The organism is Actinophytocola sp. KF-1, from assembly GCF_054661535.1.
This window is the reverse complement of record NZ_BAAFVK010000006.1, coordinates 456,823-470,244: the sequence shown is the minus strand read 5'-3', so window position 1 is coordinate 470,244 and position 13,422 is coordinate 456,823. Positions and strand designations below refer to the sequence as shown.

The window sequence follows — 13,422 nt, the reverse complement described above, 5'->3', positions numbered from 1 at the left end:
CCTCGTCAGCCCGTCATCGAGTGGCGGACGATCGTCTGTTCCCGGCCCGGGCCGACGCCGATCGCGGAGAACCTCGCCCCCGACAGCTCCTCCAGGCGGTGGACGTACGCCTGCGCGTTCGCGGGCAGCTCCTCGAAGGTCCGGCACTCGGAGATGTCCTCCCACCAGCCCGGCATCTCCTCGTACACCGGCACGGCGTGGTGCACGTCGGTCTGCGTCATCGGCATGTCCGAGATGGTCTCGCCGTTCACCTTGTACGCCACGCAGATCGGCACCCGGTCCAAACCGGACAGGACGTCGAGCTTGGTCAGGAAGTAGTCGGTGATGCCGTTGACGCGTGCCGCGTAGCGGGCGATCACCGCGTCGAACCAGCCGGTGCGCCGCGAGCGGCCGGTGGTCACGCCGAACTCGCCGCCGGTCTTGCGGAGGCGTTCGCCCATCTCGTCGTGCAGCTCGGTCGGGAACGGGCCGGAGCCGACGCGGGTCGTGTACGCCTTCAGGATGCCGATCACGGTGGTGATGCGGGTCGGGCCGATGCCGGAGCCGGCCGCCGCGCCGCCCGCGGTCGGGTTCGACGACGTGACGAACGGGTACGTGCCGTGATCGACGTCCAGCAGCGTGCCCTGCGAGCCCTCCAGCAGCACGGTTTCGCCGCGCTCCAGCGCCTGGTTCAGCAGCAGGCGGGTGTCGGCGATGCGGTGGGCGAACTTCTCGCCGCACTCCAGCACCGAGTCCACGACCTGCTCCGGGTCGAGGCCCTTGCGGTTGTAGACCTTGACCAGGATCTGGTTCTTGACGTCGAGCGCGGCCTCGACCTTCTGGCGCAGGATCTTCTCGTCGAGCAGGTCCTGGACGCGGACGCCGACGCGGGAGACCTTGTCCTGGTAGGCGGGACCGATGCCGCGGCCGGTGGTGCCGATCTTGGCTTTGCCCAGGTAGCGCTCGGTGACTTTGTCGATGGCCACGTGGTACGGCATGATCAGGTGCGCATCGGCGGAGATCAGCAGCCGGGACGTGTCGACGCCCCGTTCCTCGAGGCCCGCCAGTTCGGTCAGCAGCACGCCGGGATCCACGACCACCCCGTTGCCGATGACGTTGGTGACGCCGGGGGTCAGGATGCCCGAAGGGATCAAGTGAAGGGCGAAGTCCTGTCCGTCAGGGAGCACCACCGTGTGGCCGGCGTTGTTGCCGCCCTGGTAGCGCACGACCCACTGGACCTTCTCGCCCAACAGATCCGTTGCCTTGCCCTTACCTTCGTCGCCCCACTGGGCGCCGATGAGCACGATGGCCGGCATGTGAAACTCCCCGATGTCAACGGAACACGAAGTGGGCGCATTTCGGATGGGCGAAATGCCGGTGATTGAGCGTAGACCAGGAGGCCCGGGATGGGTGCGCTGATACTGGGTTGCGGGACCGCCGTCACCAGCGGTGACTGGCGAAAACTGGCCTCGGCCTCGGGATCGGGGGCCCACGAGATCCCCGCCACACCCAGCAAGAACGACGTCGACCCGCTGCTGAAGAGCGACGACGTGGACCGCGTCGTCGTGCACGGGACCGACGCCGACCTGGCCGCCGTCGTGCTCCGGCTGATGCGCACCGAACGGGTGGACGAGATCATGGTCGGCTTCGTGCCGGTCGACCGGAAGCAGTCGCACGTCGCCCAGCTGTGGGGTTTGCCGGCCGACGGCGTGGACCTCGCGCTCACGGGCAGTGACCGCAGCCTGCCGCTCGTCCGCGACGACAACGGCGGGGTGCTGCTCGGGCTCGGCATCGTCGCGCCCGCCCGCGGCACCGTGTACTGCGACGACGCGGTCGCGCTGCGTGGTGACGCGTCGCGGATCGAGGTGACGCCGGGACCGGCCGGCGTGTCGGTGAAGGTCGTGCGGGGCCGGTTCCGCAAGCCCGCCCTGTTCGAGGGCCGCGCGGTCCAGTTCGGCATCGACGAGATCCACCCCGTGCGGGACGGCGTCGAGTACCCGCGCGCGGTGACGCGGTGGACCTGGTACCGGCACACCGAGGACCTGCGCGCGATCTGCTGAGCAACCTTCTTGCCCGCCCGCGCAACACCTCCTGACGCGGCAGGCGGCCCTGTTCTGCAATGGCGGCATGAAGCTACGAATCGCACTGCTTGCCGCCCTGCTGGTGGCTGTGCTGCCCGGGCAGGCGGACGCGGCACCGGCCGACACGATCTCCGCCGACCGCGCGACCGTGCGCGACTACCCGGGCCGTCTGGTGCTCGCGAACGCGGTCAAGGGCGACGCCGTCGAGGTGCAGGGCTACTGCGGGGACTGGGTGCGGATCCGCGTGTCCCCGAACCACGCCATGGCGACACCGGTCGGGTGGGTCCTGCGCGGTCACCTGACGAGAGCGAGCCAGTCCGGTGGTCTGGCCGGGGTGCCGGAACGCTGCGGGGACGACGCCGAGCGCTGGCGTGACTGGGTGGGCGCGATCAACGCGCCGTTCCGGTCGCTGCGCCAGGTGGACGGGTTGTGGCGGCGGATCACGTTCGGCACCGGGGTGAACCTGGCGGCGGGGTGCGTGCCGTCGCTCAACTACACGCGCGTCACCGACGGGCCGGACCGCGTCGATCCCGCGCAGGCCGTGCCGGGCCTGGACATGACGAAGGTCAGCTACCGGTACGTGACGACGGACGGCGCGGTCGCGCTCGTCGCCGCGCCGCGGCCCGGCGCCTCGTACAACGTGTGGGGTTTCGTGCCGTCGAGCTGTCTCCAGCCGAAGAACCGGGACCACGTGTACTTCGACGAACCGGTGGTGCAGCTGGCGAACATCTCCGGCCTGAGCACCGGGGTCGGCTACTCGAACGACACGATCCGCGCCCGCGGCTGCTCGGGCGCGTTGATCAGCCCGACGCGGCCGAGGTTCGGCTACTGGGTGGACCCGGCGCCGGAGAACCGGCCGCCCTGCCCGGTGTAAGCCCCCGGTGGCGAGACGGGGCTGACCCGTTCGGCCCCGGCCGATAGTCGCTTTCCCGAGTGTTTCGCCGGCGGTCATTGCCCCTGGTGATCGCGGTGTCGCAGAGTCGGTGCCACAACTTCACCTCTGGAGGCGCGATGTCGGGGAAAGCACTCGTCGCCTCGCTGGTGTTCGCTGCCGGGGCCGTGGTCGGCCTCGGGAGCGGGACCGCGAGCGCGACCCCACCAGGCATACCGGATCCGGCGAGGGCGGCGAGTGAGCTCGCCGCGCTGACGGTGGCACCGGACGGTTCCATGGACGGCTACGACCGCGACCAGTTCCCGCACTGGCACACCGTCGAAGGTGCTTGCAACACAAGGGAAATGGTCCTGCGGCGCGACGGCGACGGGGTCGAGGTGGGCGACGACTGCGCCGCCACGTCCGGGTCGTGGACCAGCCCGTACGACGGCGGGACGTGGACCGAGACGTCCGATGTGGACATCGACCACATGGTGCCGCTGGCGGCGGCGTGGCGGTCCGGGGCGGCGGACTGGACCGTCGCGGAACGCGAGGCGTTCGCGAACGACCTGAGCTCCCCGCAGCTGTGGGCGGTCACCGACAACGTGAACCAGTCCAAGAGCGACCAGACACCGGACCAGTGGAAGCCGCCACTGGAGTCGAACTGGTGCCAGTACGCGAGCGCGTACACGCACGTGAAGTACACCTACAGCCTGACCGTCACGGACGCGGAACAGGGTGCGCTGGAAGACATGCTGGCGACCTGCTGACGTGGAAGGGGCCGCCCACGCGGTGTGGGCGGCCCCTTCTCGTGCGGATCTCAGGCAAGCCCGAGCTGCGCGGGTGCCTCCGGGTCGGAGTCGGCCAGGAACTGCGTGCAGCGCTCCCATTCCTCGGTCTCCCCGATCGCCTGCGCGGCGCGGGCGAGCGCCGCCAGTGCGCGGAGGAAACCGCGGTTCGGGCGGTGGGCCCACGGGATCGGCCCGTGCCCCTTCCAGCCCGCGCGGCGGAGCTGGTCCAGGCCGCGGTGGTAGCCGGTCCGCGCGTACGCGTAGGCCGCGACCGCGTTGTTCTCCTTCAGCGCCAGCTCGGCGAGCGCCGCCCAGCCCTCGGAGAAGTCCGGCCACTGGGTGACGACCTTGGCGGGCTCGGTGCCCGACTCGATCGCCGCCTGCGGTTCCGGCCGGTCCGGGAGGTGGGTGGCGGGCGGGCCGCCGAACAGGTTCTCCTGCAACGTCATGGCACTCAGCCTGCCAGCATCCGGCCCGCGGACTTCAGGTGCTCGCACGCCTGGGTGACGCGCGCGGCCATGCCCTGCTCCGCGGCCTTCAGGTACGAACGCGGGTCGTAGGTCTTCTTGTTGCCGACCTCGCCGTCGATCTTCAGCACGCCGTCGTAGTTGGTGAACATGTGCGCGGCCACCGGGCGGGTGAACGCGTACTGGGTGTCGGTGTCGATGTTCATCTTCACGACGCCGTACGACAGGGCCTCGTGGATCTCCTCCAGCAGCGAGCCGGACCCGCCGTGGAACACCAGCTCGAACGGCTTGTCGCCGGCCGGGCGGCCCAGCTTCTCGGCGGCCACCTCCTGGCCCCGCTTGAGCACGTCCGGGCGCAGCTTCACGTTGCCCGGCTTGTAGACGCCGTGCACGTTGCCGAAGGTCGCGGCCAGCAGGTAGCGGCCCTTCTCACCGGCACCGAGCGCGTCGATGGTCTTCAGGAAGTCGCCCTCGGCCGTGTACAGCTTCTCGTTGATCTCGTGGGCGACGCCGTCCTCCTCGCCGCCGACGACGCCGATCTCGACCTCGAGGATGATCCGCGCTTTGGCGGCCTGGTCGAGCAGCTCGGACGCGATCGCGAGGTTCTCGTCGAGGTCGATGGCGGAGCCGTCCCACATGTGGGACTGGAACAGCGGCTCCTTGCCCGCGGACACGCGCTCCTGGGAGAGCGCGATCAGCGGGCGGACGAACCCGTCGAGCTTGTCCTTCGGGCAGTGGTCGGTGTGCAGGGCGACGTTCACCGGGTACTTCTCGGCGACGACGTGCGCGAACTCGGCGAGCGCGACCGAGCCGGTGACCATGTCCTTGACCTTGGTGCCGGAGGCGAACTCGGACCCGCCGGTGGAGACCTGGATGATCCCGTCGCTCTCCGCCTCGGCGAAGCCGCGCAGCGCCGCGTTGAGCGTCTCGGACGAGGTCACGTTGATGGCGGGGAATGCGAACTCGTTCGCCTTCGCCCGGTCCAGCATCTCGGCGTAGACCTCGGGTGTGGCGATGGGCATCGGTACGTCCTCCTCATGGCTGGACAGGGCCGTCGAGGGGGATCCTACGAGCACGGACGCGCAGCGCGCCGGGAGGATGACCGATTCAGAAGGAGGTACCCGACCGTACCGGCGAAAGGGCCCTGAGCACGTCCAGTTTGTCCGTGTTCAGCACCTGCAGCGCCACCTGGTCGGCACCCGCGTCCCAGTGCGCGGCGATCCGCTCGCGGATGGCGTCCGCGTCACCCCACGCGACGAGCGCGTCGACCAGCCGGTCGCTGCCGCCGTCGGCCAGGTCCGCCTCGGTGAAGCCGAGCCGCAGCCAGTTGTTGGTGTAGTTCGGCAGCCGCAGGTACATGGCGAGCCTGCCCCTGGCGATGGCCCTGGCCTCGTCCGGGTCGGTCGACAGGACGACCTTCTGCTCCGGCACGAGGAGCTTGCCGTCGCCGAGGATCTCCCTGGCCTGCGCGGTGTGCTCGGGGGTCGTCAGGTATGGGTGCGCGCCCGCCGTCCGGTCCCTGGCCAGGCGCAGCACGCGTGGACCCAGCGCGGCCAGGACCCGGCCGTCCAGCGGGACGCCACCCTCGTCGAGAACGTCGAGGTAACTCACCAGGCGGTCGTAGGGCTTGGTGTAGCGCTCGCCGACGATCTGCCGGTGACCAGCACCGATGCCGAGGAGGAACCGGCCGGGGTAGGCGCCGGCGACACGCGCGTAGGCCGCGCCGTCCGGCTCGCCGTCCCACACGTTGACGATCCCGGTCGCGACGTTCAGCGTGGCCGACGCGGCCAGGGTCGGCTCGACCGTCGAGAGGTCGGCGGGCGGCGACGCGCCGAACCACACCCGCTCGTAGCCGAGCCGCTCCAGCTCCGCCAGCACGTCGGCGTCCCGCAGCCAGTCGGTCACGTGGTCCCACACACCCAAAGTCTTCGACATGCATCGAAGAGTACGCCAAGAGGACACTTCCAGCCGGAGCCGACCACATGCCGGGCGCGCAGCCCCCGAACCCCGCGAAACCCCAGAACCCCCTGAGGGGTGCCTGCCATCCCGTCGACCTGGCGAAGCCCGATCACACCGGGTCAAGGGGGCCCGAAACCCAAAGCACCACGTGCCCAAAGCCGCCGGGCCCCCTTGACGCGGTGTGATAGCCCTCCGGGAGGTCGACGGGATGGCAGGCACCGCCACGGACACCAGTCCTTGCCAAACCAGCCCCGTGCAAGACCCGCCGCCATCCCGGAGACCAGCCCGTCCGGCGAGGACCCCCCGGAGGGGAACCCACCACAAGGACGGCCACAAGCCTCTGACCTGCGAAAACGCCTCACCCAGTACGTACGTGAACCCCCACCCATTCCCGGGGGCCACCCGCCATGCCAGTCTACCGGTGTCCACCGACAGGGGGACGGTTGTCGATCTTGCCTGTGGACAACCGGACCGGCTGTGGACAACTCGGTGGGGACGGCCCGGCGACCGCCCCCACCGGCACGGCTACGGCGCGATCGGGGTGCCGACCGACTGCACCTTCTGCGTGCCCGCGCGAGTCCGGAACGAGCGGGCCCACGACAGCGCGCTGGCCGGGTCGGCCTTGTTCGCGAGGTAGTACCAGTCCATCTGCGCGCCGGCGGGTGTCACCTCGAGCACGGACGCGCCGTGGGAGTCCAGCTCGCAGTACTTGATGTGCCGGTTCAGCGCCTGCACGGCGGTCTCCAGCAGGACCGACGTGGTCCGCGGCGGCGCGCCGACGATGTCGTCGATGTTGTCCGAGGTCACCGACGTGCACACGAACTCGGTCGCCACCGACTTGGACAGCAGCGGGTACAGCCCGGCGTCCCTCGGCACGTCGCTCGCCCACGACGAGTGGATGTCGCCGGTCAGGAAGACCGTGTCGCGCACGCCGTTGTTGGCGATCGTCGCCAGCAGCCGCCGCCGGTCGGCCGCGTAGCCGTCCCACTGGTCCGGGTTGATCGAGATGCCTTCGCGTGGCAGGCCGAGCAGCTCGGCGAGCGGGCCGAGCAGGTCCGCGGACAGCGGGGGCAGCTGCAGCGGCGCCACCATGACCGACGTGCCGACCAGCTTCCACTGGGCACCGCTCGTGATCAGGCCGTTCTGCAGCCACGCCATCTGCTCGGCGCCGGTCATCGTGCGGTTCGGGTCGTCGGCCGCACCATCACCGATGCCCACCTGCTGCGACCGATAGCTGCGCAGGTCCAGCATGGACAGTTCCGCGAGGAGCCCGAAACGCAGGCGCCGGTAGATGCGGTCGGCTTCGTTGCGCACCGGCATCCACTCGAAGTACGCCTGGTGGGCGGCCGCCTTGCGGGTCGCGTAGTCGCCCTCGGTGCCGGGCGTGTGGTTCTCGGCGCCGCCGGACCATGCGTCGTTGGCGACTTCGTGGTCGTCCCAGGTCGCGATGAACGGGACGGTCGCGTGCAGGCGCTTGAGGTGCTCGTCGGACTTGTACTGCGCGTGGCGGCGGCGGTAGTCGGCGAGCGTGAGGATCTCGTGCGGCGGGTCGTGCGGGCGCACGGCGGCGCCGTTGAAGTCGCCGGCGTACTCGTAGATGTAGTCGCCCAGGTGGAGCACGGCGTCGAGGTCGCCGCGGTCCGCGAGGTAGCGGTAGGCGGCGAAGTGGCCGGCGGGGACGTTCGAGCAGGACACCACGCCGAACCGCAGGCGGGTGACGGCCGCGGACAGGCCGGGCGCGGTGCGGGTGGTGCCGGTCGCGGAGACCGCGCCGTCCAGGCGGAACCGGTAGTAGTACGTGGTCGCGGGGTTCAGGCCGGTGGCGTCGGCCTTCACGGTGTGGTCGCGGCCGGGGCCGGTGGCGACCGAACCGGACGCGACGACGGTCGCGAACGCCGGGTCGGCGGCGACCTCCCAGGTCACGGTGACGTTCGGGCCGACCCCGGAGCCCGGGGTCGCGTCGGGGGCCGGGGTGACGCGCGTCCACAGCAGGACCGCGTCGGGCAGGGGGTCGCCGGACGCGACGCCGTGTGCGAACACGGGCTCGGCGACAGCGGCGGCGGTGGTGGGGAGGGCGGCGGCGCCGAGCACGACACCGGCGGTCGCCGCGCCTGCCCGCAGTGCGGATCGACGGTCGTAGGTCTGCTCCATGAACTTCGATCCTGGCCGCGCCATGGGGTGTGACATACAGCCGTTCTGCGTAAACATCCCATGCACAATTGCCACTTACTGGGAGTAGGTTACTCGTGGTAGGTTCGCGTTCATGAGCAAGAACGTGCGCGGCAAGGTCGTGGTCATCACGGGTGCGGCACGGGGCATCGGCGCCGGGCTCGCACGCGATCTGGCGGCGAAGGGCGCGAAGGTGGCGCTCGTCGGGCTCGAGGCCGACGAGCTGACCAAGGTCGCCGCCGAGTGCGGCGCGGACGCCGGCGCCTGGGAGGCCGACGTCACCAGCTGGGACGAGCTGGAGAAGGCGACCGCCGCGATCGTCGAGCGCTACGGCCGGATCGACGCGGTCGTCGCCAACGCGGGCATCGCGGCCACCGGCTTCACCCGCTCCATCGACCCCGCCGCGTTCGAGCGCGTGATCAACGTGGACCTGCTCGGCGTGTGGAAGACCGTCCGGGTCACGCTGCCCCACCTGGTGCGGTCCAAGGGCTACGCGATGCTCGTGTCGTCGGCGGCGGCGATCATCCACATCCCGGGCAACGCCGCGTACTCGGCGGCGAAGGCGGGCGTCGAGGCGTTCGCGAACTCGCTGCGCGCGGAGGTCAAGCACCTCGGCGTGGACGTCGGCGTCGTGCACCCGACGTGGATCGCGACCGACATGGTCAACACGGCCGACGAGCACCCGGTGTTCGGCAAGCTGCGCGGCGCCGCGGGCGGGCTGGTCAGCAAGACGTACCCGCTGTCGGTGGCGGTGGACCTGATGTCGGCGGGGGTCGCGCGGCGGTCCCGTGTCGTGCACGTGCCGGGCTGGGTCGGTGTCGCGAAGCTGTTCCGCGCGCTGGTGCCGAGGTTCGTGGAGCTGTACGCGCGGAAGATCATGCCCGCGGCCGACAAGGCGGCGCTCGAGGACATCGAGAAGCGCGGCGCCGTCGAGTCGAGCATGGTCGGCCCGGGCGCGAAAGCTGCGGCTTCGCGCGAACGTGCGCTATAACGAGTGCCATGTCGCGACGTGGCCAGGTGCAGATGACGCCCGAGGAGATCACCGCTTTCCTCGAGGAGGGCAGGACCGCGAACATCGCGACCATGGGCCCCAACGGGAGGCCGCACCTGGTGGCGCTGTGGTACGTGCCGCGTGGCGACGTGATCGAGACGTGGACGTACGCCAAGTCGCAGAAGGCGCTGAACCTGCAGCGCCTGCCGCAGGCCACGATCCTGGTGGAGACCGGTGACTCGTACGAGAAGCTGCGCGGCGTCTCCATGGAGTGCGACGTCGAGCTGGTGACGGACACCGAGAAGATCACGATGATCGGCCAGCAGCTCATGCACCGCTACGCCGAGAACCCGCAGGTGGCGACGGCGGGCAGCCAGTTCGTGCGACTGCAGGCCCCGAAGCGGGTGGGGTTGGTCTGCCGGCCGACGAAGATCGTCAGCTGGGACCACTCGAAACTAGGCGGCACCTACTGAGCCCATGACAAGCTTCCACTCGTGCACGGTTCGTGCCGCCGCGACCTCGTCGATCGTGTACGGGTCCTCCGCCAGCAGCCGGTCCAGCTCGGCCAGGTCGGCCACCTGGTAAATCGCGAACCCGGCGGAGTCGTCGGCCCACGGACCCGCCGCGCCGACCTTGCCCTGCTCGACCAGAGCCTGCAGGTAGGCCCGGTGCCGAGGCCTGCTGTCCGCGAGCTTCGCGCGGTCGTCGACGTAGGTGGTCTCCACCGTGTACCAGGCCATGGCGGCACGGTACCGGTGCCGATAGGGTTCTGTTGTGACTGGGGACCTCAGCGCGGAACGCACAGTCGAGCGGACGCTCGGCCACCTGCGCGCGATCGACACCGGCAGCTTTCCGGTGCCACAGGCGCAGCAGGCGCCACTGACGCTCGAGGACCTGTATCGCACCCATCGCATGCGGTTGGTGCGGCTGGCACTGCTGCTGGTCGACGAACCGGCGACGGCCGAGGACGTCGTGCAGGAGGCGTTCACCGGGCTGCACCGCAACTGGGGCAACCTCCGCGACGCGGCCGCCGCGGTCGGGTATCTGCGGACGGCTGTCGTGAACGGGTCCCGTTCCGTGCTCCGGCGGCGGAAGACCGCGCGCGAGTACACGCCGCCGCACCAGGTCAACGCCCGGTCCGCCGAGAGCCTCGCGATGCTGACCGCTGAGCACCAGTCGGTCGTGCGTGCGTTGTCGCAGTTGCCGCCCCGGCAGCGGGAGGTGCTCGTGCTGCGCTACTACGGCGATCTCTCGGAGGCCGAGATCGCCGAGGCCGCGGGCATCTCGAAGGGGACGGTCAAGTCGACCGCCAGCCGGGCCCTGGACGCGCTGCAGAAGATCATGCGCACGCCCAACTGAGGTTGTCCACAGGTCGGTGGGTTATCCACAGTCCCCGCAGCGTGGCCGGGTTCTGTCGGTGGGCACCGGTAGACTGGACAGCGGGGTGCCCCCGGGAGTGGTGGGGGCTGCCCGTACGTACTGGGCGGGTGTGTTTTCGCAGGTCAGCGCCTTGTTTCCGGGCTTGTGGTTGACCTTGCCGGGGGTTTCCTCGGGGGTCCTCGCCGGACGGGCAGGTCGCCGGGATGGCAGGCAGCAGTCCTTGTGCGCCCGACATCGGAAGGCCGCTTGAGTCGGCCTTGGCTGGGTTCCCGCGCCAAGCGATCCCGTGTTGGTTCGGGCACAGGCACCCGGAACCGGTTGCGGGGCCTGGTGAAGATCGACATGGCGCTCGGCGAGCGATTTTTCACCCAGTCGCCCGCAGGATTCGTTAGGTGATAACGCGACTGCATTGATACATTGTGAATAATCCCCAAGCGGTTCTGAGGCGCTATGGTATAGACCAATAGTGTCATGTTCGAGGGGTGAGGAATGGCTGCGCAGCTGATCACCGGGGGACGGGTGGCGACGCCCGATGGCGTGCTCGACCCGGGGTGGGTCCTGGTCGACGACGGCACGATCAGCGCGGTCGGTTCCGGCGCGCCGCCCGCACGGCCCGACGCCGAGGTGACCGACGCGTCCGGCAGCTGGGTCCTCCCCGGGTTCGTCGACATCCACTGCCACGGCGGGGGTGGCGCGGCGTTCACGAGCGCCGATCCCGCGCACGTGCGCCAGGTCGTCGACGCCCACACCGCGCACGGCACCACCACCATGCTCGCCAGCCTCGTCACGCGGCCCGTGCCCGAGCTGGTCGAGCAAGTCGCCGCGCTCGCCGAACTCGTCCAGGAGGGGCTCGTCGCCGGCGTGCACCTCGAAGGGCCGTTCCTCTCCGCCGCCCGCTGCGGTGCCCACGACCCCGCGATCCTGCGGCCGCCGGACCCCGACTCCGTCGACGCGCTGCTCGCCGCCGGCCGCGGGACCATCCGCATGGTGACCGTCGCGCCGGAGCTCGAGGGCGCCGTGCCCGCGGTGAAACGCCTCGTCGACGCCGGGGTCATCGCCGCGATCGGGCACACCGACGCGCTCGCCGACGACGTCGTGCCCGCCGTGGACGCCGGGGCGAGCGTCGCGACGCACCTGTTCAACGGCATGCGGCCCCTGCACCACCGCGAGCCGGGACCCATCGGCGTGCTGCTCGATGACGAGCGCGTGACCGTCGAGCTGATCTGCGACCTCGTCCACCTGCACCCGACGGTCGTGCGGCTCGCCGCGCGGCACGCGGGAGCGGGCCGGACCGTGCTCATCACCGATGCGATCGCGGCCGCCGCCGCGGGTGACGGGGTGTACGACATCGGCGGGCTCGAGGTGAACGTGACCGACGGCGTGCCGACGCTGGCCGGCGGCGGTTCGCTCGCGGGCAGCACGCTCACCATGGACGCAGCGTTCCGCAACCTCGTGCAGAGCTGCGGGCTCGGCGTGCTGGACGCCGTCGAGGCCGCCGCCACCAGGCCAGCGGAACTGCTCGGCCTCGGCGCCGTCACCGGCAGGCTCGCCGCCGGGTACGCCGCCGACGTGGTGCTGCTCGACGACGCGTTACGCCCGGCGTCCGTCATGAAGCGCGGGAAGTGGGTACCGTCCACGTCGTGAGCGGTGACGACCCGGAACGCCTACTCGCCGAGGCTCTGCGCGCACAGGCGACCCGCGCGCCCGCGGAGACCCCGCAGGTGGGCTACGGCCTGCTGTCCGGCAGCGAGTTCAAGTCCCTCACCCCCGCCGCACCGGCCGCCGAGGCGACGACCCGGCTCGCGGAGACGCCGAAACAGATCCCCGCGCTGCTGATCCTGGTGTTGTCGCTGCTCCTCGGGCTGGCGGCGGGCGCGGTCGCCGGCCTGCTGACGCTCTTATGAGTGACACAGGCAGCACGCGTACCCTTTGATGGCGTGACGATTGCCGCCACCGTGCACACGATGTCCATCTTGCCCTCCTGGCTCGACCCGGAGGTCATCCTGCGTGGCATGGGCGGTTGGGCGCTCGCCGTGCTGTGCCTGATCATCTTCGCGGAGTGCGGCCTGCTGGTCGGCTTCTTCCTGCCCGGCGACTCGCTGCTGTTCGTGGCGGGCCTGTTCGTCGCGACGGGCGCGATCGCGACGCCGCTGTGGCTGGTGTGCGTGCTGGTGACGATCTGCGCGTTCGTCGGCAACGTGTGCGGCTACTGGATCGGCGCGAAGGCCGGGCCCGCGTTGTTCAACAAGCCGAACTCCAAGCTGTTCAAGAAGGAGTACGTCGACAAGACGCACGAGTTCTTCGACAAGTACGGCGCGCGGGCCATCGTCATGGCGCGCTTCGTGCCGATCGTGCGGACCTTCATCACGGCGATGGCGGGCGTCGGGCGGATGGACGGCAAGAAGTACTTCACGTACTCGGCCATCGGCGGTGTCCTGTGGGCGTCGGGCGTGACGATCCTGGGCTACTTCCTCGGCGAGATCCCGTTCGTGGAGAAGAACATCGAGGCGATGCTGGTCCTGATCGTGCTGCTCTCGGTCATCCCGATCATCATCGAGGTCCTCAAGGCGCGCCGCGAGAAGAAGAAGCTCGCCGAAGCAGGCGCGGACGCGGCGACGGAGATCATCGAGCGCATCACCTAGACACGACACAAGCGAAGGGCGCGACAGGTCACCCGACGACCTGTCGCGCCCTTCGCTTTATGTCCCCCGACTTGCGAAACAGCACGAAGGCG

At 70.2% G+C, this 13,422-nt stretch carries 15 protein-coding genes; 9 read left to right on the top strand and 6 right to left on the bottom strand.

Annotated elements, in window-relative coordinates; translation table 11 throughout:
- Positions 1 to 5 precede the first annotated feature (5 nt).
- Entirely contained in the window at positions 6 to 1,295 is a 1,290-nt protein-coding gene (locus ACYQ77_RS21025; RefSeq protein WP_459713759.1) for an adenylosuccinate synthase, read from the bottom strand.
- Between the two features lie 90 nt (positions 1,296 to 1,385).
- On the opposite strand from ACYQ77_RS21025, the gene ACYQ77_RS21020 reads away from it, so the two are divergent.
- The 3 genes from ACYQ77_RS21020 (at position 1,386) to ACYQ77_RS21010 (ending at position 3,701) form a co-directional block, all read left to right on the top strand.
- Positions 1,386 to 2,039 carry a hypothetical protein gene (locus ACYQ77_RS21020; protein ID WP_459713757.1) on the top strand — a complete coding sequence of 218 codons (654 nt, stop codon included), beginning with the start codon at positions 1,386 to 1,388 and terminating at the stop codon, positions 2,037 to 2,039.
- Between the two features lie 67 nt (positions 2,040 to 2,106).
- Positions 2,107 to 2,934 carry an SH3 domain-containing protein gene (locus ACYQ77_RS21015; RefSeq protein ID WP_459713755.1) on the top strand — a complete coding sequence of 276 codons (828 nt, stop codon included), beginning with the start codon at positions 2,107 to 2,109 and terminating at the stop codon, positions 2,932 to 2,934.
- A 137-nt stretch (positions 2,935 to 3,071) separates the two neighbouring features.
- Positions 3,072 to 3,701 carry an HNH endonuclease family protein gene (locus ACYQ77_RS21010; RefSeq protein ID WP_459713754.1) on the top strand — a complete coding sequence of 210 codons (630 nt, stop codon included), beginning with the start codon at positions 3,072 to 3,074 and terminating at the stop codon, positions 3,699 to 3,701.
- Positions 3,702 to 3,751: 50 nt separating this feature from the next.
- Here the strand turns inward: ACYQ77_RS21010 and ACYQ77_RS21005 are convergent, their stop codons facing one another.
- The 4 genes from ACYQ77_RS21005 to ACYQ77_RS20990 form a co-directional block, all read right to left on the bottom strand.
- Positions 3,752 to 4,171, bottom strand: a complete 420-nt coding sequence (locus ACYQ77_RS21005) for a DUF3151 domain-containing protein (protein ID WP_459713752.1) — start codon at positions 4,169 to 4,171, stop codon at positions 3,752 to 3,754.
- 5 nt (positions 4,172 to 4,176) lie between these two features.
- Positions 4,177 to 5,211, bottom strand: a complete 1,035-nt coding sequence (fbaA, locus tag ACYQ77_RS21000) for a class II fructose-bisphosphate aldolase (RefSeq protein ID WP_459713750.1) — start codon at positions 5,209 to 5,211, stop codon at positions 4,177 to 4,179.
- Between the two features lie 85 nt (positions 5,212 to 5,296).
- Positions 5,297 to 6,124 (bottom strand): LLM class F420-dependent oxidoreductase, encoded by an 828-nt coding sequence (locus tag ACYQ77_RS20995; RefSeq protein WP_459713748.1) that lies wholly within the window; start codon positions 6,122 to 6,124, stop codon positions 5,297 to 5,299.
- Positions 6,125 to 6,673: 549 nt separating this feature from the next.
- Positions 6,674 to 8,299 (bottom strand): alkaline phosphatase D family protein, encoded by a 1,626-nt coding sequence (locus tag ACYQ77_RS20990; protein WP_459713745.1) that lies wholly within the window; start codon positions 8,297 to 8,299, stop codon positions 6,674 to 6,676.
- Between the two features lie 112 nt (positions 8,300 to 8,411).
- Between ACYQ77_RS20990 and ACYQ77_RS20985 the strand changes: the two genes are divergently transcribed.
- On the top strand, positions 8,412 to 9,308 hold the full coding sequence (locus ACYQ77_RS20985) for a short-chain dehydrogenase/reductase (RefSeq protein ID WP_459713743.1): 897 nt from the start codon (positions 8,412 to 8,414) through the stop codon (positions 9,306 to 9,308).
- A gap of 8 nt (positions 9,309 to 9,316) precedes the next feature.
- Complete coding sequence (locus tag ACYQ77_RS20980; RefSeq protein ID WP_459713741.1) at positions 9,317 to 9,781, top strand: pyridoxamine 5'-phosphate oxidase family protein; 465 nt, start codon at positions 9,317 to 9,319, stop codon at positions 9,779 to 9,781.
- On the opposite strand, the gene ACYQ77_RS20975 is transcribed toward ACYQ77_RS20980, so the two are convergent.
- A complete protein-coding gene (locus ACYQ77_RS20975) occupies positions 9,764 to 10,048 on the bottom strand; it encodes a YciI family protein (RefSeq protein WP_459713739.1) in 285 nt (94 codons plus the stop codon). The genes ACYQ77_RS20980 and ACYQ77_RS20975 overlap by 18 nt on opposite strands.
- A gap of 34 nt (positions 10,049 to 10,082) precedes the next feature.
- On the opposite strand from ACYQ77_RS20975, the gene ACYQ77_RS20970 reads away from it, so the two are divergent.
- The 4 genes from ACYQ77_RS20970 to ACYQ77_RS20955 all read left to right on the top strand — a co-directional run bounded on the left by ACYQ77_RS20970 (position 10,083) and on the right by ACYQ77_RS20955 (position 13,330).
- Positions 10,083 to 10,667, top strand: a complete 585-nt coding sequence (locus ACYQ77_RS20970) for a SigE family RNA polymerase sigma factor (protein WP_459713737.1) — start codon at positions 10,083 to 10,085, stop codon at positions 10,665 to 10,667.
- Between the two features lie 510 nt (positions 10,668 to 11,177).
- A complete protein-coding gene (gene nagA / locus ACYQ77_RS20965) occupies positions 11,178 to 12,332 on the top strand; it encodes an N-acetylglucosamine-6-phosphate deacetylase (RefSeq protein ID WP_459713735.1) in 1,155 nt (384 codons plus the stop codon).
- Positions 12,329 to 12,592 (top strand): hypothetical protein, encoded by a 264-nt coding sequence (locus ACYQ77_RS20960; RefSeq protein WP_459713733.1) that lies wholly within the window; start codon positions 12,329 to 12,331, stop codon positions 12,590 to 12,592. The genes nagA and ACYQ77_RS20960 overlap by 4 nt, the downstream gene beginning before the upstream one ends.
- Positions 12,593 to 12,652: 60 nt before the next feature.
- Complete coding sequence (locus tag ACYQ77_RS20955) at positions 12,653 to 13,330, top strand: VTT domain-containing protein (RefSeq protein ID WP_459713731.1); 678 nt, start codon at positions 12,653 to 12,655, stop codon at positions 13,328 to 13,330.
- Positions 13,331 to 13,422: the final 92 nt, after the last annotated feature.

Excerpts from the sequence above, each read along its gene's own strand:
- ACYQ77_RS21025 (WP_459713759.1), bottom strand. The coding sequence starts at position 1,295 with ATGCCGGCCATCGTGCTCATCGGCGCCCAGTGGGGCGACGAAGGTAAG.
- ACYQ77_RS21020 (WP_459713757.1), top strand. The coding sequence starts at position 1,386 with ATGGGTGCGCTGATACTGGGTTGCGGGACCGCCGTCACCAGCGGTGAC.
- ACYQ77_RS21015 (WP_459713755.1), top strand. The coding sequence starts at position 2,107 with ATGAAGCTACGAATCGCACTGCTTGCCGCCCTGCTGGTGGCTGTGCTG.
- ACYQ77_RS21010 (WP_459713754.1), top strand. The coding sequence starts at position 3,072 with ATGTCGGGGAAAGCACTCGTCGCCTCGCTGGTGTTCGCTGCCGGGGCC.
- ACYQ77_RS21005 (WP_459713752.1), bottom strand. The coding sequence starts at position 4,171 with ATGACGTTGCAGGAGAACCTGTTCGGCGGCCCGCCCGCCACCCACCTC.
- fbaA (WP_459713750.1), bottom strand. The coding sequence starts at position 5,211 with ATGCCCATCGCCACACCCGAGGTCTACGCCGAGATGCTGGACCGGGCG.
- ACYQ77_RS20995 (WP_459713748.1), bottom strand. The coding sequence starts at position 6,124 with ATGTCGAAGACTTTGGGTGTGTGGGACCACGTGACCGACTGGCTGCGG.
- ACYQ77_RS20990 (WP_459713745.1), bottom strand. The coding sequence starts at position 8,299 with ATGGAGCAGACCTACGACCGTCGATCCGCACTGCGGGCAGGCGCGGCG.
- ACYQ77_RS20985 (WP_459713743.1), top strand. The coding sequence starts at position 8,412 with ATGAGCAAGAACGTGCGCGGCAAGGTCGTGGTCATCACGGGTGCGGCA.
- ACYQ77_RS20980 (WP_459713741.1), top strand. The coding sequence starts at position 9,317 with ATGTCGCGACGTGGCCAGGTGCAGATGACGCCCGAGGAGATCACCGCT.
- ACYQ77_RS20975 (WP_459713739.1), bottom strand. The coding sequence starts at position 10,048 with ATGGCCTGGTACACGGTGGAGACCACCTACGTCGACGACCGCGCGAAG.
- nagA (WP_459713735.1), top strand. The coding sequence starts at position 11,178 with ATGGCTGCGCAGCTGATCACCGGGGGACGGGTGGCGACGCCCGATGGC.
- ACYQ77_RS20955 (WP_459713731.1), top strand. The coding sequence starts at position 12,653 with ATGTCCATCTTGCCCTCCTGGCTCGACCCGGAGGTCATCCTGCGTGGC.